The 26,905-nt window shown below is 64.1% G+C and carries 17 protein-coding genes, 1 tRNA gene and 1 pseudogene; 10 read left to right on the top strand and 9 right to left on the bottom strand.

Annotated features, from left to right (window positions below; all coding sequences use genetic code 11):
* Nucleotides 1-2: 2 nt before the first annotated feature.
* From ACTHN1_RS08870 to ACTHN1_RS08860, 3 genes are all read left to right on the top strand, one after another.
* Nucleotides 3-761, top strand: a complete 759-nt coding sequence (locus ACTHN1_RS08870) for a hypothetical protein (RefSeq protein WP_440470586.1) — start codon at nucleotides 3-5, stop codon at nucleotides 759-761.
* A gap of 114 nt (nucleotides 762-875) precedes the next feature.
* Nucleotides 876-1,388, top strand: coding sequence for a hypothetical protein (locus tag ACTHN1_RS08865; protein ID WP_440470585.1), 513 nt, complete (start codon nucleotides 876-878; stop codon nucleotides 1,386-1,388).
* Between the two features lie 688 nt (nucleotides 1,389-2,076).
* Entirely contained in the window at nucleotides 2,077-5,070 is a 2,994-nt protein-coding gene (locus ACTHN1_RS08860; protein ID WP_440470584.1) for a sensor histidine kinase, read from the top strand.
* Between the two features lie 66 nt (nucleotides 5,071-5,136).
* Here the strand turns inward: ACTHN1_RS08860 and ACTHN1_RS08855 are convergent, their stop codons facing one another.
* Nucleotides 5,137-6,072 (bottom strand): LysR family transcriptional regulator, encoded by a 936-nt coding sequence (locus ACTHN1_RS08855; protein WP_440470583.1) that lies wholly within the window; start codon nucleotides 6,070-6,072, stop codon nucleotides 5,137-5,139.
* Nucleotides 6,073-6,172: 100 nt separating this feature from the next.
* On the opposite strand from ACTHN1_RS08855, the gene ACTHN1_RS08850 reads away from it, so the two are divergent.
* From ACTHN1_RS08850 to ACTHN1_RS08835, 4 genes and pseudogenes are all read left to right on the top strand, one after another.
* Nucleotides 6,173-6,502: a nuclear transport factor 2 family protein gene (locus tag ACTHN1_RS08850; RefSeq protein ID WP_440470582.1), complete on the top strand. Its 330-nt coding sequence runs from the start codon at nucleotides 6,173-6,175 to the stop codon at nucleotides 6,500-6,502.
* Nucleotides 6,499-7,281, top strand: coding sequence for an SDR family oxidoreductase (locus ACTHN1_RS08845; RefSeq protein WP_440470581.1), 783 nt, complete (start codon nucleotides 6,499-6,501; stop codon nucleotides 7,279-7,281). The genes ACTHN1_RS08850 and ACTHN1_RS08845 overlap by 4 nt, the downstream gene beginning before the upstream one ends.
* A 218-nt stretch (nucleotides 7,282-7,499) precedes the next feature.
* Complete coding sequence (locus ACTHN1_RS08840) at nucleotides 7,500-8,288, top strand: alpha/beta fold hydrolase (protein WP_440470580.1); 789 nt, start codon at nucleotides 7,500-7,502, stop codon at nucleotides 8,286-8,288.
* A 111-nt stretch (nucleotides 8,289-8,399) separates the two neighbouring features.
* Nucleotides 8,400-8,570 (top strand): annotated as a pseudogene (locus ACTHN1_RS08835) (GMC family oxidoreductase N-terminal domain-containing protein); the annotation flags it as partial.
* Between the two features lie 763 nt (nucleotides 8,571-9,333).
* On the opposite strand, the gene ACTHN1_RS08830 reads toward ACTHN1_RS08835, so the two are convergent.
* The 5 genes from ACTHN1_RS08830 to ACTHN1_RS08810 form a co-directional block, all read right to left on the bottom strand.
* Nucleotides 9,334-9,555, bottom strand: a complete 222-nt coding sequence (locus tag ACTHN1_RS08830) for a helix-turn-helix transcriptional regulator (RefSeq protein ID WP_440470579.1) — start codon at nucleotides 9,553-9,555, stop codon at nucleotides 9,334-9,336.
* Nucleotides 9,556-9,917: 362 nt separating this feature from the next.
* On the bottom strand, nucleotides 9,918-12,719 hold the full coding sequence (locus ACTHN1_RS08825) for a beta strand repeat-containing protein (protein ID WP_440470578.1): 2,802 nt from the start codon (nucleotides 12,717-12,719) through the stop codon (nucleotides 9,918-9,920).
* A gap of 134 nt (nucleotides 12,720-12,853) precedes the next feature.
* The gene (locus ACTHN1_RS08820) at nucleotides 12,854-16,561 is read right to left on the bottom strand and encodes a hypothetical protein (protein WP_440470577.1); all 3,708 of its coding nucleotides are present in this window, start codon (nucleotides 16,559-16,561) and stop codon (nucleotides 12,854-12,856) included.
* Between the two features lie 12 nt (nucleotides 16,562-16,573).
* Nucleotides 16,574-20,380, bottom strand: a complete 3,807-nt coding sequence (locus ACTHN1_RS08815) for a DUF7507 domain-containing protein (protein ID WP_440470576.1) — start codon at nucleotides 20,378-20,380, stop codon at nucleotides 16,574-16,576.
* Nucleotides 20,381-20,568: 188 nt separating this feature from the next.
* On the bottom strand, nucleotides 20,569-20,817 hold the full coding sequence (locus tag ACTHN1_RS08810; protein ID WP_440470575.1) for a helix-turn-helix transcriptional regulator: 249 nt from the start codon (nucleotides 20,815-20,817) through the stop codon (nucleotides 20,569-20,571).
* A gap of 563 nt (nucleotides 20,818-21,380) precedes the next feature.
* Here ACTHN1_RS08810 and ACTHN1_RS08805 point away from each other — a divergent pair.
* Genes ACTHN1_RS08805 through ACTHN1_RS08795 form a run of 3 tightly spaced genes read left to right on the top strand, consistent with a single transcriptional unit; the run spans nucleotide 21,381 to nucleotide 25,801 of the window.
* On the top strand, nucleotides 21,381-21,941 hold the full coding sequence (locus ACTHN1_RS08805; protein ID WP_440470574.1) for an RNA polymerase sigma factor: 561 nt from the start codon (nucleotides 21,381-21,383) through the stop codon (nucleotides 21,939-21,941).
* On the top strand, nucleotides 21,938-22,930 hold the full coding sequence (locus tag ACTHN1_RS08800; RefSeq protein WP_440470573.1) for a FecR family protein: 993 nt from the start codon (nucleotides 21,938-21,940) through the stop codon (nucleotides 22,928-22,930). The genes ACTHN1_RS08805 and ACTHN1_RS08800 overlap by 4 nt, the downstream gene beginning before the upstream one ends.
* Nucleotides 22,931-22,951: 21 nt before the next feature.
* Nucleotides 22,952-25,801, top strand: coding sequence for a TonB-dependent receptor domain-containing protein (locus ACTHN1_RS08795; protein ID WP_440470572.1), 2,850 nt, complete (start codon nucleotides 22,952-22,954; stop codon nucleotides 25,799-25,801).
* Here the strand turns inward: ACTHN1_RS08795 and ACTHN1_RS08790 are convergent.
* From ACTHN1_RS08790 to ACTHN1_RS08780, 3 genes are all read right to left on the bottom strand, one after another.
* On the bottom strand, nucleotides 25,735-26,109 hold the full coding sequence (locus ACTHN1_RS08790; RefSeq protein ID WP_440470571.1) for an Arm DNA-binding domain-containing protein: 375 nt from the start codon (nucleotides 26,107-26,109) through the stop codon (nucleotides 25,735-25,737). The two genes, ACTHN1_RS08795 and ACTHN1_RS08790, sit on opposite strands and share 67 nt — an antisense overlap.
* A gap of 169 nt (nucleotides 26,110-26,278) precedes the next feature.
* Nucleotides 26,279-26,354, bottom strand: a tRNA-Ile gene (locus ACTHN1_RS08785).
* Between the two features lie 95 nt (nucleotides 26,355-26,449).
* The coding region (locus tag ACTHN1_RS08780) for a sigma-70 family RNA polymerase sigma factor (RefSeq protein WP_440470570.1) at nucleotides 26,450-26,905 on the bottom strand (456 nt) is incomplete at its 5' end.

Here is a 26,905-nt window from a genome sequence, read left to right as displayed (position 1 = left end):
CCATGCACCTCCATGCCCGGATTGTTCCATTCGCCGCGCTGCTCGCAGTCCTTTGTTCGCCACCCGCCTCCGCTCATGAGGCAGGCAAGCACGCCGGCGGCCTGAAGAGCCCGGCCAGCGCCAAGGTCGTCGCCGATTTCGACATCGTCCACACCAAGATTTCCACCGAAGGCAACGTCGCCACTTTTCACATGGCCGTGTCCGGCAAGGCCGGCCAGACAACGCCAGCCGCTACCGGCAAGCTCGCCGGCAGCGATGTGTTCTCCTATGTCTGGCCCACGACGATCGATCCGTTCGAGGTCGGTTTCGAACGTGGCACGGGCATCCTGGCCATGGCCGTCACCTCCCATCCGGACTTCGACGATACGCCGCTCTATGATGAGAACGGCGACGGCAAGCGGGACAATGACGGCAACCTGTGGCACAGCCACTGGGTAGTGCTGAAGCCGAATGACGCCTGCGGTCCCGGCGCGCTTGCGGTGGTGGACATTCCGGACGGTCAGAAGCCCCGGCTCCCCAAGACCTGGCCGGGCTTTCCCATGCTCCTGGACAGCCCGGGCTGGAGTCCGACCCTGTCGGCGGAAACGGTGGAGGTGAAGGTGCCGTTCGACGACATCGGCGTGGTCACCGCCGGGCATTTTGACGGCGTCACCGCCGGTCTCCGCGTCAATGCCAGCGTGCACGCGCCGCTGTTGTGTGTGGCGGATGTGTTCAAGATCGCTTCCGGTGATCTGCGTTTGCCCGGCACGCCCAATCAATAGTCGAAACCGTCCCACGGCGCCGACGTTCCGCCGGCCCAGTGTCCCTCGCCCTTGCGGCGGCCGATCTCCTCTCCTGACGCCGACGCAAGGGCTCCCTTCTCTGGAGATAAAACCATGTCCGGAATAACGCCCTTTGGCCTGTTTCATACCGCCGTCAGCCTGGTATCGCTGCTGGCAGGCCTCTACGGCTTGTGGCGGCACGGCGACATCCGCTACGCCAGCCCCAACGGCAAAATCTACGTGTTCGGGACGATCGCGACCTGCGTGACCGGCTTCTTCATCGTGCGCCACGGCGGTTTCAGCCAGGCCCACGCCTTGGGGATAGCGACGTTGCTGGTCCTGCTGGTGGCCTGGATGCTCGACCGGGGCGCGGCGGCCCACGGCATGCGCCGCTGCCTCGCGGCGCTGGCGTACACGGCCACCGTGTTCTTCCATTTCATCCCCGGCTACAACGAAACCCTCACCCGCTTGCCGGCGGGAAAGCCGCTGCTGAGCGGCCCCGAAGACCCCCTTCTCTCTGCATTGGTCGGTGCGACCTTTCTGGTTTTCGCGGTCTATGGGGTCCTGCAGGCCCGTCGGTTGCTGCGCCCGAGCCGGGCTCGCGCACCTTTGTCGACTCCTTTGTGAGGCATTCCGGGCAGGGACGCGGAACAACGTCTCTGCCTTCACCGCATGCAGGGGTCCCAGGGCAGGAAGCACTGCCATCGCGGCGAGCGGCACGCGTCACCGGCCGTCGGCGCGATAGCGCGGGCACGGCCCAATTCCATCGAGGACGGCGGGATCACTTGATGTGTTCGGCGACCGGGGATGCCCGGTCGGTCTCTTTCATTGATCTCCTCGACGTACGGTGATTCGTCCGCACGGCGGGCGGCGGGCGCCGTGGCCCGCGTTCCTCCCGCGCGGGGGCATCACCCTGCGTCGGATTGAATAGCCGCAAAGGCGTCACCCGTGGCATTTCCGGATGAGCACCCGATGCCACCCTGCGGCACGCACGGGCGAGATGCCTCCGTCGCTTCCGGAGCAAGATCCTTCTCCCGAGGTCACCCGCATCCCGACTCCAGCCGGGCTCCGGAATAACGGGCGTGGCCCTTTGCATTCTTCGCCGGTGACGACCGCAACCAGGGAGGGCGTTGCCAGGACATCGTTGGCCAAAGGGTGCGCGAGAAAAGCCCTCCAACCTCCGTGGCCCGGTGGCATGCGTTTTTTCGTTACGGGCTAGAATGCGCCGGGGGATCCGGGGGAAAGACCGGGCTGACATGCCGATGGTCAAGAATCAGGCTGCCTGCGGGAGGGCTGCCACATTGTGCGCTGTCTATTGACGATCCTGCTGGGTGCACTTGGTCTGTTTCAATGCGCCGCGCCGGCATGGGCGCTGGATCCGAACGTGGCCCTCGTCCAGTTGAAGCACAATCGCTGGATTGCCGAGGATGGTGTTCCGCCGGGCATCTATGCGCTGGCACAGACGCCGGATGGCTTTCTGTGGATCGGCAGCGATGCGGGCCTGCATCGCTTCGATGGCGTGCGGTTCGAGCTGGAGCCTGTGTCCGCGGGAGCAACGGGCAACGAGCCGGTTTCGGCGCTGATGGTCGCGCGCAACGGGGATCTGTGGATTGGCTATCAGTCCGGGCGGGCGGCGGTATTGCGAGGCCACACGCTGGTGGATCGTTCTCCGCCGTCGAGCGACCGATGGATATTCCGGTTTGTCGAGGATCGCACCGGCGCGATCTGGGCCATGACCGGGAATACCCGGCATCCGCTGATGCGCTTCAGCGGCGACCGGTGGGAACACATCGGGGCGGACTGGGGTTTTGAAGCCAACTACGCTTGGTCGATGGCGGAGGCCGCGGACGGCAGCCTATGGCTGGGCGACAGGAAGAGGACTCTGGCCCTGCCGCCGGGACAGCGCCGATTCCGCGACGCCGGTATCGCCACCGTGGATGCGCAGGGCGACAACTTCGGACTGGGGACGGATCGCGCCGGGCGCATCTGGCGGTCGAGCGCTTTCAGCGGAACACGCCGTTTGCCGCAGGCGCCCGGCGGAGCGGGCGAACTGCCCAACGCTCCCGCAGTGCCGGTTGCATCGGCCGCACACTCCTATCGGACCTTCCTGTTCGATCGGGATGGCGCGCTTTGGGGGGTCACCTACTCGGCGGGGATCTATCGCATCGCCCAGCCACAAAGCCTGTATGCGGGAGGACATCCCGTCGAGGAAAGCTTCACCGCGAAAGAAGGCCTGTCCTCCGACAGGGCCCAGGCCATCCTGGAGGATCGCGAAGGCAACATCTGGGTCGGCACAAGCGCGGGCCTGGATCGCTTCCGTCCCGCCAACATTCGTCCCGCCACCAACGTGCCGTCCCACTCGCCGTTCGGCTATGTGTTGATGGCTGCGCGCGACGGCACTGTCTACATCGCCGATTCGGACAGTTTGTTCCGCATCGCCCCGGGCGGTGCGGCGACCAGGCTGCTGGATGGTTTGAAGAATCCACAGGCACTGTGCGAGGACGAAAAGGGCATCGTCTGGCTGAAGACGGGCGACGCGCTGTTTAGCGGCAAGCAGGGTCGTTTCGAACGCATGCCCACGCCCGACAAGCGCCGCGCGGCCCTGGATTGCGTGGCAACCCCGGACGGAAAACTCTGGTTCAGTCGCGTCAGCGGGGGCCTGATGCGCTATGAGCAGGGCGCATGGATTGAGAGTCTTGCCGACGGACCGGACGGCCCATTGAAGATTCCGGCGCTGATCGCGGCGCCTGGGGGAGGCCTGCTGGCGTACATGCGCTCGCAAGGCTTGATGCACCTCACTTCTTCCACCCCGCGGATGCTATGGCCGAACGCCGATATCCCGGGTGGCGAAGTCATGGTGCTGTACCCGATCGGCAAAGATGTGATCGTGGCCAGTCTCGGTGGCGTGGCCCGTCTCCGGGAGGGAAAGATATCGCTGCTCAGGCGCCAGGACGCCTGGCTGCAGGGCATCACCGGAATCGTGGAAAGCCAGGACGGTCATCTCTGGCTGCAATCCCGGGCGGGCATCGTCCGCGTGCCCCTGGAAGCCTTCATGCGCAGCTTCGACAATCCGCTGCGGCCTCTCGAAGTCGAGGTGATGAACTTCGACGACGGTCTGCGGGCTCCTCCCGCGCCGGGTTATGCCAGGAACAGCGCCGCCCGCGGCGGCGACGGCAGGCTGTGGTTCCTGACGACCGACGGCGTGGCCGAGATTCTGCCGACACGCCTAGCCCGTAATCCGGTGCCTCCTCCGGTCAAGATCGTTGGCCTGGTGTATGGAGGGCGGAAAATCCGGGATCCCGGGGCGGCCAGTCTTCCCGCCGGCGCGTCGCGGATTGAAATCGACTATACGGCGCTCAGCCTCGCCGTGCCCAGACGGGTCCGGTTCCGCTATCGACTGGAGGGCGTGGACGACGGCTGGATAGATGCCGGTAATCGGCGCCAGGCGATCTACACCAATCTTGGACCGGGCAACTACCGGTTCCATGTCATTGCGGCGAACAATGACGGCGTATGGAACAAGGAGGGGGCCACCCTTGCAATCAAGGTACCGCCGACATTCGTGCAGTCGTTCTGGTTCAAGGCCCTGATGCTCGGCGCGTTGGCGCTGGCCCTGTGGGGCCTCTACGCACTGCGGCTGCGCTACGAGACGGCCCGCCTGCGGGACCGGTTCGATGCCCAGCTTGCCGAAAGAAACAGAATCGCCCGCGACCTGCATGACACTTTGCTCCAGGGCATGCAGGGCACGCTGTTGAGTTTCCAGGCATTGGCCTCGAAGCTTCCACCCGACGCCGTGCTGCGCCAGCAGATGGAGCGTGTCCTGGACCGCACCCAGGAAGCCATCCGGGAAGGCCGTGACCGGATCCACTTGCTGCGCGATCCCGCCGCGAGCACGATGGATCTGTCCGACTATCTTCGTCAGTACGCTCAGGAGATGGCGACGGATCACCAGCTCCTGTGCGATTTTTCGGTACCCCACCCGCCCCGGCCACTGAATTTCCTCGCGTACGAGGAATTGCGTCAGATCGGTCGCGAAGCGATCACCAACGCCTGCCTCCATTCGAAAGGCACCCGCCTGGACATCCTCCTCGAATACGGCAACACCGCCGTCGTGCTGATGGTCCAGGACGACGGTCTGGGCATCGCCAAGGATCAGATCAGCACCGAACGCCATTGGGGCATGAGTGGAATGCACGAACGCGCTTCCATGATAGGCGCCAGGCTCTCCGTCACCCGCAGGCCCGGCGGAGGCACGGAAGTGCGACTCAGCGTCAGAGCGGATCGCGCCTATCCAGCGCCTGGGTCCTGAGCTGTGTTGTCTGTGGTCCGGTTCCTGCCGCAGGCATCGGGAGGACATGGACCGCCATCGCGTCGGTCAGCGGGAAGTGCCCGACCTGGAAGGCGCTTCACCACCAACGTCTCGATCAAGCAGACAGTCGATAAAGGCACGCAGCGCCGGCAGCATGTAGCGCCTGCTCGAGTAGTAGAGGAAGAGACCGGGCACCGTCGGCGACCAGTCTGCAAGCACGCGCTTGAGGCGTCCGTCCCTCAGCGCTTCCGCGATATCGTCGTCGTTGTAGGCATACAGGATCCCGAGTCCCTGCAGCGCGGCTGGCACGATGATGTCCTGATGGTTCGAGATCACCTTTCCCTGGCCGAAGAACTCTATCGCCTTGTCTTTTTTCCTGAATGGCCAGCCCGCGACCTTGCCGCTGCCGGGGAAGCGCCAGTTGATGCAGGCATGGCCGCTCAGATCCGCCGGCGTCCTGGGCTCGCCATGCCGGGCAAGGTAATCGGGCGAAGCGACCGCGAGCAGTTCGAAATCTGGCGTCAGCCGGACCGCCACCATGTCGTTCTGCAGCCGGCCGCCCACCCGTATGCCGGCATCGAACCCCTCTCCCGCGATGTCGCTCAGGCCGTCGTCGATGACGATGTCGAGTACGACATCGGGATTGGCCTGCGCGAAACGCCCCAGCCGCGGCGCGAGCACGCGCTTCGCCGCCATGCTCAGCGTGTTGATGCGTAAGGTGCCTGCCGCACGTGCACTCGTGCCCACCGCCTGCGCCACGGCTTCGTCCATGTCGCGAAGCATCGGGGCCATGCGCTCATGCAGCCGCCGTCCGGGCTCGGTCGGTGAGACGCTGCGGGTGGTGCGATTCAACAGGCGGACGCCGAGCCGGGCTTCCAGCTGACGGATGATCTGACTGAGGGCGGACCGCGACAGCCCCAGGTGATCGGCAGCACGGGCGAAGCTGGCTCGCTCGACAACGGCCACGAAGGCTTTGAGTTCCGCAAATTCGGAGCCACGCATTGTGCACTGATTCCTACATAGCCTAATCGGATAATAGGTGATTCTCTAACCTCAGGAAACGGCTCAATCTGGCTCCGCACACCCCAACCGGAGCATTGCAATGAAAGACCTGGACCTGCCCGAGCCGATCTCGGCTTACTTCGAAGCTGACCGCCACGACGGCCACGCGGTTGCCCGCTGCTTCACCAGGAACGGTGTTGTCCTCGACGAGGGCAGGACTCATTCTGGCGCGGCCGCGATCGAAGCCTGGAAGAACGAGGCGTCTGCCAAGTACTCCTATACCGCCGAGCCTCGCACGCTGGAAGTCCAGGACGGGCGCTACGTCGTCACCAGCCAGGTGTCGGGCGATTTCCCGGGCAGCCCGCTGGATCTGCGTTACACCTTCCTCCTGGAACGCGGCAAGATCGCCTCGCTGGAGGTCGCGCCATGAGCTTCGACCTCCAACTGGCGGGAAAGCGCGTCCTGGTCACGGGTGGCACGCGAGGCATCGGGGCGGCGGTCGTCGAACTGCTGTCCCGGCTCGATGCGCGGGTCGTCGCGACCGCGCGCGCGGCGCCGAAGCAGCCTGTCGATGGCGTCCACTACGTGGCGGTCGACCTCGCGACGGTCGAGGGTGTTCGCGACGTGGTCGAGGCGGCTCGGGAACGGCTCGGTGGAGTCGACATTCTGATCAACGTGGTCGGCGGTTCTTCGGCGCCCGCGGGAGGCTTTGCAAAGCTGGACGATGCGGAGTGGGCCAAGGCGCTGGACTTGAACCTGCTGTCGGCTGTGCGGATGGATCGCGCCCTGCTTCCCGCGATGCTCGCGCAGGGATCCGGCGTGATCCTGCATGTGACGTCGATTCAACGCCTGCTGCCGCTGCATGACGCCACGATCGCCTACGCCTCCGCGAAAGCGGCGTTGTCCACCTACAGCAAGGCGCTGTCCAAGGAAGTGACCTCCAAGGGCGTGCGCGTGGTCCGCGTCTCGCCGGGCTGGGTCGAGACGGAAGCGTCGGTCGATTTCCTCGGCGGCATCGCGGCCAATGCGGGCACGGACTACGAAGGTGCCAGGCAGATGGTCATGGATGCGCTGGGCGGAATTCCGTTGGGGCGTCCGGCCAAGCCGAGCGAAGTGGCCGATCTCATCGCGTTCCTGGTCTCGCCCCGGGGGGCCTCCATCTCAGGGTCCGAGCACATCATCGACGGCGGAACAGTGCCGACGGCGTAAGCAGCGCCAAGGAGTAGCATCGGCAATGCGCGCCCCCGAAGCATGCGTCTGGCGGGATCGTCCGCTGATCCTGGGCGCCCTCCTCCAGTGTTGTCCGTACGCCAGGTCAAGTTATCAGGACTACAGGTGGCCCACGGTACGGGCGTGCGGCGCAGAGTAGCCCTGCCGGCCAACGCCGCACACCGCTCCGCCATCACCCATCACTCGAGGAAACGACCATGTTCAAGCTCATTCCCGCCGTGCTCGCCGCCGCCTTGGCGGCCAGCTTCAGCCCCTCCACCCACGCCACCGATGCCGCCGCTCGCGATGCCGGCCAGGTAAAGAACGTCGTCCTGGTCCATGGCGCCTTTGCCGATGGCGCAGGCTGGCGCCCGGTCTACGACGAGCTGACCGCACGCGGTTATCGGGTGTCGGTCGTGCAGAACCCGCTGACCTCGCTCGCGGATGACGTGAAAGCCACGCAGCGCGTGCTCGACCGTCAGGATGGCCCCACCATTCTGGTCGGACATTCCTGGGGTGGCACGGTGATCACCGAAGCCGGCGTGCACGACAAGGTGGCAGGCCTGGTTTACGTGTCGGCACTCGCGCCCGACGCAGGCGAGACCACCGCCCAGCAATACGAAGGCTTCGCTCCCACCCCCGAGTTCGTCATCGAGACCAGCAACGACGGCTACGGATTCATCAGTCCGGCCAAGTTCAAGGCCGGGTTCGCGCACGACACCACGGATGCCGACGCGGCATTCCTGCGCGACTCGCAGGTGCCCATCAACATGTCGGCGTTCGGCACGAAGCTGACGCAGGCCGCCTGGCGCACGAAACCCAGCTGGGCCGTCATCGCCACCGAGGACAAGGCGTTCGACCAGGCCATGCTCATCCACATGGCAGAGCGCATCAACGCGCGCATCACCAAGGTGTCCGCCAGCCATGCGGTCTTCATGACGCAGCCCAAGGTGGTCGCCCACACGATCGACCAGGCGGCCAAGGAAGCGGGCAGCGCAGCCAAATAAGGCCCCGGGCGCAAAAACGCCGGACGCCGACACCTCGGTCGCGTCCGGCCTCCCTCTTCCGATACATCCCTCCCCACGACGGGCGGCCACGCGACGGCGCAATGTCCTGCCCTTGCCGGGGATTCCCCCGTTTCGCATCTCAATGTCCGTGCAATGCCATTGAACATGGGCAAAGTGCTGGGCGGCAGCTCCTGCATCAATGCCATGGTGAGGGCGCGCGGCCATCGGAGCGACCGGGAGCACTTCGCACGCAAAGCCCACGTGGTGTCAGTCAGCATGTGAGTCAAGCGATTGTGAATCAGCGGGCATCGGGCAGATGGGGGTTCGAAGTGGGCATACCCACTTCCCCGTTCGTTCGGTTTCCCACCGCCCGGATTCCGGAATCCAGCCCGTCGCTGCGGTTCACCAGCAGCTGGATGCGACCGCTCCGCGTGTCACCGGCCGGATCATTGCCCCTCGGTTCGTCCGCATGTGCTCGACGAACCCCCATGGAGCAGGAAATGCCGGATTCCGGACTTCTCCGCATGCCGCGTCGCGCCGGGGGCGGATTTCCGCCACTCGGCATCCCCGTCTAACCGAAAGTGGCGCTGCTTCTCGGGACCACGGGAATGTCCTGCCTTCCCTCGGCGCTTTCCAAGTAGCCGTGATCTGTCAACTCCGGCAAGCCACGCGCGTCCTGGGGCAACGGGGGGCAGCTGGATTCCACCAGGCACGGAAACACGAACCCCAACAGGGCGGCGCGGATGTTCACTTGATTCTCCGCTGGCCGAATCTGGGCCAGAGCGCCGGCCAGCCGCAGGACCGACCGCCGCGCGTCGGCGCATTCCGTTGCCCGCGTGGCGGCGACCCGGTCCATACGCAGACACCCGGTGAACGCGTCGCCTGATCACATGAATTGGCGCTCATTGAAATCGTTTCTTTGGAGATTGATGGGCGACGTGGAACCAGCCGCGAAAAAGTGGTGGGTAACGGCGGACCGCGAAAAAAGTCCGCGCGCGACATTCCGTGATTGATACTCACCATGTCTTGGAACCGGTCGTCTCGTTCATCTGGAAAGCGCGATCTCACCGCGGCCGGTCGCCAGCCATTCAACCGAGACCTCTGTCATGGTCGCCACTTCCACCAGATTGCTTGCACTGGGTCTGGGACGTTCGCTGACCTCCCAATTGGCGACCGCACCGCGCGATACGCCGATCCGTTCCGCCAGCTGACTTTGTGTCATCCCCGCACGCTGGCGCGCCACACGCACACGCGTCGCCATGTCCATGGTTTTTCGCCCCCATCGAATTCTCTTCGGGAGTCAAACGCGGATCGGCCCCTGCCTCCCTACCTCCCTTCGCGGGCGCCATGGATGAACCATTCAGGGATGGCCGCCTGCGTCCGCGCAGGCGGAACTCGTTCCGTCCAGGTGCGAAACAGAAGCGCGCATTCCCGTATCGCGCCCCACCCCGCCGTCGCGGGACTTATCCCGGCATCCGATCCTGCTTCCTGCCGCCCGCGCCCTGAAGAGGTCGATCCATTCGGATTTCCTGCTGCGCGGCCAGGCAACGCGGTCGATGGCCGGCGCCATGATCTCCCGCATGGGCGGCCAGCAGCACCATCATCGGTCGGTGCGTCATCGCCGCGCGCCTACGGCACGCTGCAGGTAACGATGAGGGTGACGCTGCTGTTGGCCGGAAATGTGGCGATGGCCACTCCGGGGCCCTGCAGGGTGCTCACATCCAGCGCGGACGGACACATCGCGCCCCCGGTCGTCCCGCCGCAGCTCACCGCCGTACAGGTCAGGCCGCTGACCGTGTCCCGCACCAGCGCGCCGTCCGCCGCGTCCGGACCCGCGTTGCTCACCACGATCGTATAGCTCGTCGCGGTGCCGCTGGTCACCGTATCGTTGGCCAGATCGTCCGGCCCTGACGAGGCCGTATTGGTCTTGGTGACCGACAAATCCGCCTTCGGCTTGCGCGTATTGATGAAGCTGCAGGTCAGGTCGTCGCCCGCCGCCGGCGTCACGCTGAAGATGGTCCCGCTGCCAGCAGGGGTTTGCCCGCCCGCGGCGGCATTGATGCAGCTGTAGGTGGTGGCGTAATTCGCCAGTTCCGCTCCGGCCGCGGCCGATTCCGACAGGGTGTAGGTCCCGCCGAGGGTCGCCGCTCCCACCGTCACCGTCCCTGTTGCCGTGTTGCCGCTGCCACCGGTCGTGACGGGCGCGGGCGCACCCGCACCGGCGATGCCCAGGGTGAACTGGTCCGTGGCATTGAAACGACCGTCGGGCAGCGACTTCTGCAGGCGCACGATGGCCTGCTTGCTGTTGGTGTAGGTGCAGGTGATGTCCTCGCCCGCGTCCAGGTCGATGGTGGCCACGCCCGTGCCCAGGTTCACAGTAGTGCCGCTGTCCGGGTCGGCGCAGACCAGGCCGGTCAAGGTCCAGCCGGCCACCGTCGTTTCGGCCACGCTGTAACTGCCCGCGGCCAAGCCGGTGAACGTCCGGGTGTTCGGGAACGTGGCGTCGGCGTCATCGTCCAGGCTGAAGTCGCTCAAGCCCGGGCCCGTGGTGACGAAGGCGAAATCCTGCGCGTCGTCGGGCAGCGCGTCCTTGACGATGGTGATGCTGCCGCTCTGCACGTCCGTGTCATTGGCGGTGTTGTCGGCCGGGGTCGACTCGATCACGCCGGCCGGCACAGCCAGGAGGGCCGTGTTGGTCAGGCTGCCGCTCGTGGCCGTGGCTGTCGCCGTGACCGTGAAGGTGACACTGCCACCTTGGGTCAGCAGGGGAACGACGATGCCCGGTCCCTGCATCAGCGCCACAGTGGTATTGGCCGCGGTCGGGCATTGCGAACCGAGCGTGGCGTTTCCACAGGTCACGGCGTTCACCGACAGGCCGCTCACCACCGGGTCGGTGAAGACCGCATCGCTGACCGTGACGGCGCCGTTGTTGGTCGCCACAATCGTGTAGGTCAGATCTTGTCCGGAGACATACGTCGCCTGTCCATCGGTCTTGGTGAGGGTCAGATTGGTGGTGGACGGACCATTGAATTCGGAGGTCGCGCCAGCGTCGCAGGCCGCGGTCAGGCAGCGGGTCGCGGTCATGCGCAGGGTGGCGGCGTCCACGCTCGCGACACTGCAGCTGCTGGGAATGGTGGCGCTGGGACTGGCGACGATGCACGACCCCAACCAGACCTGGCCTTCGCCGTAGCCGGTCGGATCCACGCCACCGGGGTTGTTGTAGAAATCGATTCGATAACCGCTGGGGTTTGCGACGGTATCGAGAACGAAGTTGACGGTGTTGCCCGAAACGCCGGTGACCACCGGAAAGTTCTGCACGCCGTTGGGCCCGGTGTCGATGTCTCCCGCGTCGTTCGGGGTGACTCCGTTGGCGGCCAGATCGATACCCAGTCCGTTGTTCCCCGAGATATTGGCGTTGGCGAATACACTGTTGTCGGCGGCGTTGATGCCGGTGATGTTCACGCCGTCCCCGCGATTGCCGGTGATGGTATTCCCGGTGATGACGTTGCCATTTGTCTGGATCAGGTTCGCGCTGGCAAGCAGTACCCCGGCGCCGAAGTTGTTGGCGATCGTGTTTCCCTGGATCAGGTTGTCGTTGAATACGCCCGTCTGGGTCCCCCCACCGTAGCCGGTGACGGCTATACCCGCGCCGCTTCCGCCGGTCACGGTATTGTTGGTGATGGTGTTGTTGCCGGAACCGTAGGGGCCGTCGAACTGCATGCCCAATCGGATGCCGCTACCGGTGCTGTTGGTGATGGTGTTGCCGTCCACCAGCAGATTACTCGCCGTGAAGAGCGCGATGCCGGAAGAACCTCCCGTGACCGTGTTGTTGGTGATGGTGCCGTTGTAAGCCGGGTTCGAAAGGTATGGCGAACTTTCGGTGTTGTAGTAGTTGATGCTGTAGACGCCACCGGAAACGCGGTTGCCGTCCGTGGTGACGTTGTCGCTGTCGCTCACCAGGATGGCGCTGCCTGTCGTCGCGCCCATGACGAACGTGTTTCCTTGAACCAACATGTTCGAGACATTGTGGACACGCACCGTGCTGGCGGGGTCGGTGGTCCCGGTGAACCCCATGTTCAGAAGCTGGCTGTTGTCGGCTCCCGAATCATAGAAATTCAAGGTGTCGAAGGGTCCACCCGCAAGACTGACGACGTTGCCTCCGTTGATGACCACGGTATCGATGACCCCGGGGAGCGTCGAACCCAGCACGATGGCCCCGGACACACTGAACACGATGGTGTCAGCCACCCCCGTAGTGGCATTGGCCTCGTCAATGGCCGCGCGCAGCGTGGTGCAACTGAAGCTTGGGCTGACGCCCGTGCATGAACCCGCCGCATCGCCCAGCGTGGTCACCGTGTAAGTGTCGGCGTAGGCACGAAATGAAAGGAGTACCCCTGCGAACAGTAGAACCTTCGAGATCTTGATGGGCATCATGAATGTACGCATAGGTTTTCTGTTTTCGCCATGAGAAGCCAATCCCGCCATGTCCGATGCGACGCCTTCATCCTGGAGATGGAGGTTGGATTGCGACTCGTTGCCTCGCGCCGTGGATCGTTGGCCTGGCATCAGTATCTGCCCGTCAGGTTGATGAACCAGCCCTTGTGGTCGTTGTCGAAATCGGTCAAATCATCACTGAACCGGGTGAAGCTGTAGCCGACGCCGACCCGGAAGTTTCTTCCGATGTCCCGATCCAGTCCGAGCAGCGCGCCGCGGGTGCTGCCGCCACGCTTCACGTCCAGCCAGCGATATGCGGCCAGCGCATGCCACTGGCCGGCCAGGTCATAGCGTGCGGATACCGCGGCGAAGTCCGTGGTCGAGTCGGCCCAGTCGCCGACATCGCGGCCGTGGCGCACTTCGCCTTCGCGGCGTGCCACTTTCGCGGCGAACTCCCACCGCGCCGTCGCCTTGTACGTACCTTCCAAAGAAACCACCTGCGTCCTCTGGTCATAGTCGGCGCCGCCCCTCTGCCCCAGCGTGGACAGGTCGTAGAGATAGGTATAGCGCCCAAACAGGCCCCAGCGAACGCTGTTCCACGGACGGTAGGCAAAGCCGACGTTGCCTTCGATGAATTTCGCGCCGGCCGCCGCATCCAGTTCGTCGGTGGTCCTGGAGTAGTTCAGCCGCGCGGCGATGCGCCAGCTGTCGTTTATCCTCCGGGTCAGACGGTGGGTGCTGACCCACTGCTCGCGACGTTCGGCGCCGGTGTCCTGGCGCCACTCGATCTTGCTTTGCCAATCGGTCTCCGGCGAGGTACGCCCGCCGTTGAGGCTGACCGCCCTGCGCTGCACCTGGCCTCCATCGACGTTGGTCAGCTCGCCCTTCATCAGGGTGAAGCCCAGGTTCCAGCCCTGCGCCGGGTAGAAATCCATGCCGAAGGTATGCGCCAGGCCCGACTCGCCGCGCTCCTTCAGCATCTGGCTTTCGTTGAACAGGTTGACCTGATGCGACAGGCGCCAACGCTGGCCCAGGGTCCAGCCCGTCTGCCGGTGGGGATTGAACAGCGGGTCGTAATCGGTGGCATCGGTACTGTAGGTATAGCCACCATAGATCGTGTTCTCGGGACCGAGCCGGTATTCGGCGTTGACCGTGGCCGCGTCACCGCGGTCACCATGGCTCGCTTCCGCGCCTACGCTGGACAGGTCGCCGAACAGATACTTGGCGCCCAGCGTGTACAGATCGTTGTCGGCGTAGCGGCCGCCATCGTCGTCCACCGTGAACTGGGCCTGCCCGTACAGGTCGACGCTTGTCCCGAGGCGCTGGGTGTACTTCAGGGCGGCCAGGGTGCCGGCGACACCGCCCCCCATGCGTCGTTCCTCGACGCGTCGCAGTTCACCGCTGAGCAGCCTGGATTCTTCAATGCGCCATTCGCCGGTCAGCTGTACCTGGGTCAGGCTTTCATCGTCGCGCTCGGCCTTGCTGAAACGCGCGTAGACACCGACATTCGAGGTGAATTGACCCAGCACTTCCGCGCCGTATTCGGCAATCCGTTCGCCGCCACCATGGCGCCCGGTCGAATAGCCGGCACCGACCTCCCGCCACCACGCGCCAGCGCTCCAATCCTGTTCGGTCCAGCCCAGTTCCTTGAAGTTGGCCCGCGCCTCGATCGCCTTGGCGTCGCCTTCGCGGCGGCCCGTGACATCGTTGATCCGACTGAAGCTGAGGCCGCCGTTGTCGGAAAAGAACACTGGCGCGACGGACGCTTCGGTCTGCGTGTATTCGGCCTTGAGATAGGTACCCTTGCCCGCCTGCAACGTCAGATCGGCGCCGGCGATGCTGTAATCATCCCCGGCGCTGTTCTCGTCCACGTAAGTGGCGCCCACGGCGAAATGGTTGCCGAACCATTGCTTGCCGCGGAAGCCGGCGGCGACGTCGCCCGGATCGAATCCGGACGGGATCCATTCGTAGTCCACCAGCAGACGTTGCTCGAATCCGCCCAATGGCGTATCGCGCGTCAGCGTGGACACGTTGTCGCGAGTGATCGCTGACAGCGGCCGGGTCAGCAGAATGCGGCCCTGCAGTTCATCGATTTCGTAATCCGCACCGCGGGTCAGCGTGGCGCGTTCCTCGATGCGGCCGGTGGTCGGATCCCGCACTTCCACCACCACCACGTCGGATCCCGGCAGGATGTCGGTGTGGCGCAGGTAGTACAGGCTTCCCCCGGTGCCGATGAACTCGTTGTGCCCCGGTGCGCTCTGCGCCTCCGAGCCGAACAGGCGCAATTCGCGCATCGGATCGCCCCACGGGTTGGCGCCGCGCGAGCGCCAGTCGAGGGCCGCGCCATGCAGCGAACGCACATACTGCGCGAACTCGGTCCCGGCGATGCCGGTCTGATAGTTGCCCCACAGCGCCTGGTTCTTGTCCCAGTCCACACGCACGTAGAACCGGCCCATGGTGTCCACATCGCGATACACCGAGGAGTCGTCGCCATACACCGGGTAGTACAGGTCCGGATCGAGCCGGCGGAAGATGTCCTGCGGGTACGCCCGGCCGAAGCCATCGAACAGATGCTCCAGATCCTTCTCGGTGGTGTCCGCCTGTGCGGTAACCAGGTACTTTCCGCGCAACTTGGCCTTTCCATAGAACGCCAGACGGCCATCGCTGATCATGTCGTCGTCGTAGCGCACGTCGGCGTTGGACGTCGCCCGTGAACCGCTGACTTCGTTCTTCGCGAAGGTCACGTCGGCCAGGCCGACGCCAAAGAAGTACTTTCCGGTGACGTCCACATCCAGCGCATGGGATGCGCCGCCGCCGGCGGGCCCTTCGCCCACCGCGATCTCAAAACGGTGTCTTCCCACGGGCACCAGGTATTCGGCGGCGAACTTTCGCTCCATGTCGACCGGATAGCTTTCGCCGTTGATTTTCAATGGCGCCAGGTCAGGCAGATTGCGTCCCTGGATGCGGATGCGCGAACCGTGCAACGGGATGTTCTGCTGGCGCAGGCCGTTCTTCGCGAACGTCGCGTCGAGCAGGCTCCTGGTCTGCGCCTGTTCGATGCTCAGCGACATGCCCAGGCTCTTCTGGCTGCTGTCGCGCAGCAGCCTGGCGCCACGCTCGAACTCCTCCGGCTTGACCAGCTGCAACCTGTCCGGGTAAGTCTCGTCGAAGTTTCCCTGAGCGTCGTATGCGCGCAGTACATAGACCAGTTCGTCGCCCAGGCGGAACGGGTACTTTCCTGGCAGCTTGCCGTCCCATTCGGCGCTGGCGACGTTGCCGACCGTCAGAGGCAGCGTGGCGATCGGCTCGATCAGGTCCGCGTCCGCCGCTCGATAGATGACCAGTTCATAGCGCTGCACGAAGGCCGAGTAATTGCTTCGCACGTAGAACCGCACCGGATTGACGATCGCCTTGCCGTCGAACGGCACCAGGGAGGGCGCCGACACGGTCAAGGTGGCATCGCCCAGCGTCGGGTCTTCGGTGGCCCAGACAGCACCGCCGTTGGGCAACTGGATCGAGAATTTTCCCAGCGCGCTCGCCTGGCCCGGTGGTTCGACCGCCACGGTGACGCGGCGGTCAGGCTGCAGTTCCAGCGACGAGGATTGCTTGCTGGTGCCCTCGCTGACCGGCGTGTCGTAGCTGCGGCTGCGCAAGCGAAACAGCAGGCCTTCCTGCGAAGTGCAGGCCTCATGGGTGCAATCGAACGGCTGATGCGGGTCTTCCGCCTTGCCCTGCGGCGCCGCTGCCCGCTCCGTCGTGTCTTGCGCGCCCGCCTGCCACGTCAAGCTCGCCAGGATGGCGATCAGGGTGCAGTCCAGCAGCTTCATTTGCGTCTTCATGATCCGTGCCCCCTACTTCCGCTGCGCGCCGACAGCGGCGACCGGATCGTCATTCGCTTCCACACGGACCTTGGCCCGCATCGCCGGGCTCAGGCGTTTGGCCAATGCCTCGTACACCGCTCTGGCCCGGCGCAGGCCCAGCGCCAGGTTGTACTCGCGCGAGGCGCGCACGTCGGCATGACCGGTGACGCCGATCCGGCCGCCCCCCATCTCTTCCAGCGTCGCCGCGACCTTGTCCAGCAGCGGTTCGAACTCGGGCCGGATCGCAGCCTTGTCGGTGTCGAACAGCACGGTGCCCAGCAGGGCGCCGCCATCCTCCACGCCGACCAGCAGCGAGGCCGGATCATCGACCTGCGTGCGGACGCTGATCCGCACCGCCTTGGCCGATTCGGTGTCAAGCTTGTCCATCAACGCGGCCTTCACCGCCATGGCCCGGTCGAACGCCAGCGCGTCGGTCTCACCGTTGGCGGCTATGACCACTTCGCCGCCTTGGTGCTGCTCGACCTTGTCGGCCATCCGGCCGATCACTGGCAGGTACTCGGCGCGCACGCCGGCGCTGCCCGGGGCGAAGAACACCTGGCCCATCTCCAGTTCGATCGGTTCGCTGCCGCCCGGGATCTGCTCCACCGGCAGCTTCACACCGAAGTCGAAGCGCACCGGCAAGCCCGGCACCAGGCGACGCAGCAACGGATTGTCGGTGGTGAGCCCGGCACCGGCGGGCAACGTGGAGGGGTCCACCTTCAGGATGAAGTTTCGGCCGCGGTCGGCACCCCCGAACGCATCCGGCAGGTGATAGCGCCCGAACTGATCGGTCTCGATCAACAGGCCTTCCACCGACGCGATGCGCACGCCCGGAATGCCGCGTTCGTCGATGCCGGCGTTGGAGATGGTGTAGTCCACCACATAGCCGCCCTCGCCCTGCGCGATCCTGCGCTCGACCTTAGGCGTTGCAGCGTTCAGGCCCTTGGCCGCTTCACCGGACTTCTCCAGCGTGGTGTTGCCGGCCTTGTCCATGCGCACGGTCACGCCCTGCGCGCTGGTGAGCACGAAGTCGTCGGTGAAGTCCGGCGACCTGAGCGTCTGCCGGATCACTACCTGATGCGCGCTCTCGGGGTCGGCTACCGACTGGCGGCCGCTGATCGCGCCGATGGCGATGCCGCCCGGCATCGGTGAATCCGCGCCAGATTCGGGCTGCGGACCCGCGCCGCGGTCGATCCTGGTGGAATCGGGCACGTAGACCGAGCGACTGAAGCCCCCCTGCACGCGGATCCCGCTCAATGCCGCGCTGTCCTGCCAGCCGTCGCCATCGCGATCGTCGAACACCGTGCCGAGGATCAGGCTGTTGTCCACCAGTGGATCCGCGACCAGGGCGACTTCAGCCGTCGCCACGTTGGAGAGCGGCCGATCCGTGGGTGAGTAGCCCTGCGCCTGGTTGACATGGGTGCCCGGACGTACGCCCGCGCCGATCCGCATCAGGTAGACCAGGGTCGCCGTTTCGCCGGCCCGGATGTCCAGTCCACCGAAACGAACCGGGCTACCGCCGGACACCGTACCCGCATCGTCGCCGTCCACCACCGACAACGAACCTTCCACGTAACTGAAGCCCGCCGGCGGCGTATCGACGAAGTAGCCGTTGATCAGATCGGCATCGCCCACGTTCTCGGCCGTGAGGGTGTAGCGGACCAGATCGCCTATCCTGGCTTCGCGGATACCCGCCGTCTTCACCAGGCGCAGTTGCGCCTGGCCAATGACCGTCACCGTGGCCACCGCCGTATCGCAGTGGGTCGGGTTGACCTTGTCGCAGATCGCATATGGATAGCGGTAGAGACCCGGCGGCGTGCCTGGCGCCACCGTGATGGTGCCATCGGGGCTCATCGTCAGACCCGCGTGCGGGCGGGTGCCCGGTACCAGAGTGACGGTGACGGTCGAAACCGGGCCGCCATCCAGGGTGTCGTTGACCAGCACGCTGGGCGCGACGCCGCCGGCGCCGGTACCGATCGGTTCCGGCATGTCGTCCATGGCGTCGATGACGGGTGCGAGCACCGTTACCGTGATATTGGCGGTATCGCTGTTGCCCGCATTCAGCCTTTCGCAGATCCGGTACGTGATCGTGTAAGCCCCCGCGGGCGTGCCGGCCGGGACGCTTACCACCCCCGTTGCCGGATCCAGCGCAGGTACCGGACCACCGTTGACCGGTGTCGCCGGCGTCGTCACCGCACCCGTGATCAGGGAAACATCCATGATCGGCTGACCACTCAACGTGTCGTTGGTGTACGCGTTGCCTGCGTTGGCGTTGCCGGTCGCCCCGCTGATGCCGGGATACGTATCGTCGTTGGCCACGATGGGAGCCGTCCCGATCACCATGATGGCGTTGGCGCTGTCGCAGTTCGTCGGATTCAGCGCCTCGCAGATCTGGTAAGGATAGATATACGTACCCGCTGGCGTACCCGGCGCCGCCGCGATGGCGCCGTCCGGATTCATCGTCAGGCCCAGGCTCGGGCTGTCCCCCGGCGTCAGCGTCACATCGGACGGATTCAACGGCTGGCCGCCCAGCGTGTCGTTGATCAGCACCGATGGCGTCATGCCGCCCGTGCCGCCGTCGATCGACGGGAAAGTGTCGTCCACCGCATCGATCGCCGCGGCGACGACCGTCACCGTGATCGTCGCCGTGTCACAGTTCGTCGGATCCGCTCGCTCGCAGATCCGATAAGTGATCGCATAGGTTCCCGCCGATGTTCCCGCCGGCACGCCCACCACGCCCGTGGCCGGATCAAGTGCCGGCACCGGGCCGCCATTGATCGGCGTCGCCGGCGTCGTTACCACACCGGCGATGCCGGCCGGATTCACTGGCTGGCCGCTCAGCCTGTCGTTTCCGGTGTAGGCATTGCCCGCATTGGCATTGCCTGTCGCACCGCTGAGGCCTGCATAGGCGTCGTCCACGGCATCGATGACCCGATGCGCGGCCGGTGTATCGATGGTCGTGGAACACGCCGGATCGGTGCTGCCCACGGTGCATATCGGGCTGGTCACGGTCGCGGTATTGCTGATGCTGCCCGCCGCCACATCCGCCACGGTCACCGTATAGGTACCCGTCAGCACGCACGTCGCTCCGGGCGCGACGCTGGCGCAGGTGATTGCGGAAGGCGTTGTCTTGCTGTCGCTCACCACCACGTTGCTCAGGTCGCCGGCGGCGCTGGTGTTGGTCATCGTGACCGTATAGGTCAGCACGTCACCCAGGCTCACCGTGCCACTGCTGTCACCGTCGACATAGCTGGTCAACGCTTTCGTCAGCGCCTGGTTCAACGCGGTATTGACGTATTCGCATGCGACGGCGCCGGTGGCTGGCGTGGTGAAAGTCGCCGTCGCGGTATGCGTGCCGGCATCGACAATCACCGGTACGGCGGCGCCGTTGCAGCTCAACGTGATCGCGTAGCCGGCCACATCGCCGACGGAGAAGGCTTCCGTGAGGGTCATCGAAGTACCGCCCGGCGCATTGGCCGTCGCAGGGGTGGTCGTGCCCGCCGCGTTCGAGCTGCCCGTCGCCGCGTTGACGATACCCGCGCCACCAATGGTCAAGGCAATGGTGTCGCCGGCCGCCCCGCCCGACCATCGCTTGCCCAGGGTGATGCCATACAGGACCGTGTCGGTATCCGTCGCGCCGTTGCACAGCGCGTTCCCGACATCGCACACGGGATCAATCACACCCGTCGGCGGAGTGACCGTGACCGTATTGCTCGCTGTCTGCGCGAACGAGGACGCTGTGGCGAGCAGCAGCCCCACCGCGAATACACAGAGTGGAATGCGGCGCGTCCACATCATGAACCTGGAATTAGGCGACACGCGGAATGACTCCCCGGAACTGGACGCGCGCAAGACAGAAAATCGGATGCGGCCGCTCCCATCAGCCGAGAGCAGGCGGCACTGAAGAAAACCTGGTCCCCTGCGGGCGGAGAAGTCAGTCGTGAATCACGCCTGGTGATTCATGCCCTCCCCAACGGCCCGAACACTCACACCTTGAGTTCGATGTCGCCACGCCCCAAGGCTAACCACTCGAACGACACATTCGTTTCAATCGCGATTGCAATCAGATTTGCGACGTTCGGCTTGGGGCGCGTACTGATTTCCCAATTTGCAACCGCGCTGCGGGTCACCCCGATCCGTTCCGCCAGCTGACTTTGCGTCATTGCCGCCCGCAGGCGCGCCGTGCGTATGCGCGTCGCCATATCTTCCATCGTTCGCCCCGAATCAAGCTTCACCTGCGGAAACGCAAAACCACACTCCCATCCCTACCTTCGGATAACGGGCCGGAGTTTCCCTCGCGCACGCCGTTCTCCCTTGCAAAGGATCCGCACGGTCGATTCCGGCGGCCTGAGGGCCGGCAGCGGAGACCCGCTGTGGAAACACCGAAAAATCGCGCTGCTCATCACCCCTTGTGATTGATACTCACCCCCTCGCGACTGCCCCGCGCGACGGGTCCCGCCGCGCGTCCACCGCTCGCGCATGCCACGGCCCCCTGGCGTTCCGGTCCTGCGTCTTCATCGTCTGCAGGGAGGCGGGACCAGCCCCGGTTTCCAGTAACGCAAAACCGCCCGTACCTCCCTACCGTCTCCAACCCGCGCGGACCGAAAAATGCGATAGGCGTCCGGGAAGCAGTTGGCTGGCATGGACAAACCACCGTCGCGGCTCGCCCCGTCCGCGTGGGGCGGTACCGTCATTGGGTCGATCCGGCGAAGACCGCCGTCTCACGGAATAGTGAAATTGCTTTGTTGGCTGGTTAAAATCAGTCACAAAGGCGACTTCCGTCCGTGGACCGGGGCAAATGAGTGCCATTCTAGATACCGGTATCAGCCGCCAGGTCTTCGAGCGGTTTCTGGGCGAGCAACGCCCGATGCTGATCGGTTATCTACGTGGCCGGGGGATCTCGCTCGACGATGCCCAGGACATCGCGCAGGAAAGCCTGTACAAGCTGACGCGCTATCGCGATCTGCCGGTCGAAGCCCTGAAGCCGCTGCTGTACCGGATCGCACTCAACGCGCTCCACGATGCCCGGCGGCGGCAATCCGGCATGTATCAGACTTCCCTGTCCGATATGGATCTCCAGGCGCAGGACATCCAGGACGAGATGCCACGACCGGAACAATGGGCGGAAAACCGGGAAGAGCTTGCACGTGTGCGCGCCGCCATCGCTCTGCTTCCGGAACGCTGCCGGGAGATCTACCTGCTCAACCGTATCGAAGGGATGAGTTACAGCCAAATCTCCAGGCATTGCGGCATCTCCGTCAAGGCGGTCGAGAAACATATCGGGAAGGCACTGTCCTCATTGAGGAAGACGCTCTCCAACCAAACGCGCCCGATGGGCGCCCCTGGGCAGCTCCCATGAACACCGCGACACCTTCTTCCCAAGAGTTTCCGGATTCGGCTGAAGGTTGGCTGGCACGCCTGCTGTCACCCGATTGCAGCGCGACCGACCACGCGGCCTTTGAGGACTGGCTGGCCATGTCCTCCCGGAATGCACTCGACTACGCCGAGGTCGAACGTATTCACCAACTGGCCGGCGCTCTGGGGATGGATTCAGCGCGGCGTGGCGCGGAATCTCCCCCGGCGCGCATGGAAACATCCAGGCGCAAGCGCACCTGGTATCGCCCCTTGGCCTGGGCCGCCGCGCTGATGTTGGCCGTGAGCGGCGGGCTCTGGCTGCTCGCTGATTTCCGGACCACCCCATCCACTTCGTACGTGACGGAGGTAGGCAAGCAGCGCCGTGTCGAACTGCCGGACGGCTCCATGCTGGTCCTGGATACCAACACGCTCGTTCAGGTGACTTACGAACGTTCGCAGCGCCGTGTCGCCCTGTTAAGGGGACGCGTGCAAGCCAGCGTCGCGCACGATGGCAATCGGCCGTTCGTGGTGACCTCGGGACCTGGGCGTATCCGTGCGGTAGGCACCCTCTTCCAGGTGGCACGACAGGATGGCGGCACGGTCGTTGCCCTGCTGGAAGGGCGTGTCATCGTCAGTACGGAGGACGGTAAATCCGGTCATGCCATCGAGCTGTATCCGTTGCAGCAACTGGCCTATGGCGGCGATGGCGAGCTCGGCTCCCCCAGAAGCATTGACCGCAGTGTGACCGAAAGCTGGACGCAAGGGCGGCTGATCTTCAAGGAAGAACGCCTTGCGGATCTGATCGCGCAGTTCAATCGATACTCACATGAGCAATTGATTCTATCCGGGAGCGGGCTGGGGGAGATTCGGGTCAGTGGCGTGTTCCATGCTGGTGACCAGGCGTCGTTGCTCGCCGCCTTGCGCCAAGGTTGGGGCCTGCAGGCAAGACCTGTTGGGGGAAATCGGATCGAGTTGTCCGAATCGAAACAGTAATGCTGGGGAGCGCATTCATCCATGCCGAAACCGTTTTCCAGCACGTCGCTGATGCGTCTGCTCGCGCTCGCATGCCTGGCGTTCTCGACTGGAAACGTTGTCGCACATCCAGCCAACCAGCAACCCAGCGCTCGCTATGAAATTCCCGCTGGTTCGCTTGATGAAGCACTGCGGGCGTTCGCCAGCCAATCGAATCTTCAACTGATTTACTCGTCCCTGCTGGTTCGCGGAAAACAGAGCCCCGGCCTTCATGGCGACTTCACGCCGACGGGGGGATTGGCTCGGTTGCTGGCGGAACATGGCTTGACGGCAGTCGCGGCCAGTTCAAACACGTATCTCCTGCAGGGCGCGAATAAACCCACATTCGCCCCGGCTGCCGCGACGCTACCCCAGACGTCCACCCAGGCCCACGTGACCGAGCTTGCTTCCGTCGATGTCACCGGGACACGTATTCCCCGGACATCGTTGGAGTTGACCTTTCCCATGACGGTCATCACTGCTGACGACATCGAGCGCAGCGGGCGCACGACACTGCACGACTTATTGGCCGAACAACCAGGCCTCGTCAGCCACCAGCCCATCGCGGTTGCCCGTGAAAACCAGCTCCAGACCTATCCGATGGTGGCGCCCACCGGGGCCAGCCTGTATTCCCTTGGCCCACGGGCGACCCTGTACCTGATAGACGGCAGACGGGCCGCCCAGTACGGCCTTGCATCCAGCGACCTCGGCGGGATCGTGGACCTGGGCGCCATTCCTCTGGACTTCGTGGAACGCATCGAAATCCTGCGGGAAGGGGCCTCGGCGGTCTATGGTGCGGATGCGATGGCGGGCACCGTCAATATCATCCTGAAGAAGGATTACTCGGGAAGCGAGATTTCCTACCGCTCCGGTGTCTCGCAACGGGGAGACGCACACTTCCGCAAAGCTTCCGCGATCCACGGAATGAGAACCCGCTGGGGGGGCGAGTTTTTGCTGGCGGCCAGCTCAAGTTCCCAGGATGAACTCGCGGGGGAGCGCCGCGACTGGCATACGCTGGATGGAAGCAGATTCGGTTTACCTGACCGGCGTCCGCTCCTCGGGTTCTTTACCTGGAATTCCCAGCTCCTGCTCCCGCTTCCCCAATGCCAAGCCGCGGGAGGGAACCCGGACTCCCCCTATTGTCGTTTCGACACCGAAAGATATCGAACTCTACAGCCCGCCTTACGCAACACCTCATTTTATGCGCGTTGGGACCAGGAGCTTGGTGACTCATTCTCATTCAATCTCTCCGCCCTGCGCACCGAAAGCGAGCAAACACTGCAGCATCAGCCCGGCGTCTACGATCTGACGCTGACGCCGGCTCATCCTGATTACGCGAAGGCGCCCGTGAATACGGACTTTGTCTACTACCCGCTGTATGAACTCGGCGGTGCTAGAAACCATAGCCAGAGCGTGACCCACCACATTGCGGCCAATCTGGGAGGGAGCGCGGGCGAATGGCACTGGAACATCGGTCTGTCTCATAGCGAGAACGGCGTCCGCAGCCATGTCGACAACGTCTACCTGAGATCGAAATACTTGGAAATGGCCCGCAGGCTGCGTATCGATGGTTCGGACAATGCCGATCTGATGAACTCCGTTCGCGATTCAATAGATTTTTCCGGCGCCTATTCTGTCGATTCCCTGGAGGCGACATCGAACCGTCGGATCTTCGACGCACCGGGCGGCCCCATTCAACTCGAGTGGGGCGTGTCGTTTCATTCCACGCGTCGACGAAACACGCCGGATCCCCGGCAGATCAAAGGCGAATTGAGCTCCGGTGCGATCGGCATCAAACCGTACAATCTTCGCAGCCGCGATTCCGCCATGTTCGCCGAGATTGATTTGCCCCTGCACCGCGCGCTACAGGCGGATGCCGCGATTCGCCTGGATCGCTATCAGGGCTTCAAAACCCGTATTTCTCCCCGCTTCGGAATCAAATGGAATCCCGGTGAGTCGATAGTGATGCGCGCCAGCGTCGGCCAGGGCTATCGCCCCCCTGGCCTGAACGATGAGAGGGTTCCATTCGACAGAATGACCTATCCCCGCCGCATGCGCATCAGACCCGGACTTCTGCCATGTGTCCAGGATAAGGATGACCCGCGTTACTGCGTGGTGGAATACGGCGTTGGCGAAAACCCTAGACTGCGGCCCGAATTCTCACGCAGCCTGACCGCGGGCATCCTGTGGGCCCCCACGCAGGAGTTCAGCATTGGTCTGGACAGCTATCGCATCCAACGCACCAATGAGTTCGGTATCGCGGATGCTTTCAGCAACCCTGCGATTTTTGTGGATGGATTGGTACGCGATGCGAACGGCGTGCTTTATCGCGTCAACAGGTATCTTGCGAATATTGGAAAATCCGAAATTCGCGGCTGGGAGTTGGAATCGAACTATCTGCTGCGCAAGGACACGTTCGGGCAGTGGAGGTTCCGCGTGACGGGTCATTACCTTGCGCAGCACATCACCACAAGCGCCATGCAGCGCAAACCTGTCGACCACGCCGGGCACGACACTCCGAAGCTGACGCTCCATGGCAGTGCAGAATGGCGCCGCGGCAGTTGGGCCTCCGCTTTGAGCCTCCACCGCTTTTCCTCCTCACGCGCGTATCCCGCAGGCGGATCCTGTCCTCCAAGCAATCGCATCGCAGGAAGATGCAACAACCCACCCGTGACGCTGCTGGGCTTGTCCACGAGTTATCAGGCCAGGAACGGGTGGTCATACTCATTCTCCGTCAGCAACCTGCTTGACCGGGATCCGGTCAACTACCGCGCATACTCCGATGGTTACAACATCGGATTCGACGACGTCCTAGGACGATACTTCAGCCTCGGTGCGACCTTTAGATTCTGAATCGCTCCGAACGTACTATTCGCCCGCCCTGCTTGAATAGCTCGTTCGGCCCGGACGACATGGGCCGAATTGGCTCCTGCCTTCAGCAACACACGCAACTTGTCTCGTTCGGAACGCGCCTGCATGAGCGACATCGCAGGGTACTCGCCGACCGTCACGATGCCTGGCTTACCGGCATGGCAGTAGCGCCATGCTTTCGCCCCAGCAGACCGCACTTCGATGCACAGGTCGTTGGAATCAGCCACCCGGCAGGGGGCATCTTTAGGCATTAGCGCGCGCGGCTTGGTATCCGTGAGTATGCGAGTCACACGTCTGTGAGTCAGAGCAGCACCCTCTTATCCCGCGACTCACGTCCTGACTCACTTTTCCTTTGGATGCAACCGGATATCCCTGGATGAATCCGGACGGAAACCTCAACTATTTTTCCGATGGTTTCCAGATTTTCTGGATGTATATGGACATCCTCGGACTTCTTTTTGGTGGGCCCACCAGGACTCGAACCTGGAACCAAAGGATTATGAGTCCTCTGCTCTAACCATTGAGCTATAGGCCCGCTGCTGGGCCATTGTAGCGGGGGGCAGGGGTGGAAACGAAGAACCCGCCTTGCGGCGGGTTCTTTGCATTGCTTGTTTTGCCTGCTGGCTGGAATCAGTCGATGTCCAGGAAGCTGCGCAGCTGCTCGGAGCGGCTGGGGTGGCGCAGCTTGCGCAGGGCCTTGGCCTCTATCTGGCGGATGCGCTCGCGGGTGACATCGAACTGCTTGCCCACTTCTTCCAGAGTGTGGTCGGTGTTCATGTCGATGCCGAAGCGCATGCGCAGCACCTTGGCTTCCCGCGGGGTCAGGCCGGCCAGCACGTCGCGGACGGTTTCCTGCAGGTTGATGTTGGTGGTGTTGTCGATCGGGGACTCCACGTTGGTGTCCTCGATGAAGTCGCCCAGGTGGGAATCCTCGTCGTCGCCGATCGGGGTTTCCATGGAGATCGGCTCCTTGGCGATCTTCATGACCTTGCGGATCTTGTCCTCGGGCATGTCCATTTCCTTGGCCAGCTCCTCCGGGGTGGCCTCGCGGCCGTACTGCTGGAGCATCTGGCGGGAAATGCGGTT

The sequence above is a fragment of the Pseudoxanthomonas sp. genome, from assembly GCF_051953815.1.
Taxonomy (GTDB): domain Bacteria; phylum Pseudomonadota; class Gammaproteobacteria; order Xanthomonadales; family Xanthomonadaceae; genus Pseudoxanthomonas_A.
Note: the sequence above shows the minus strand (reverse complement) of the source record. Positions and strands in the feature narration are given on the sequence as shown.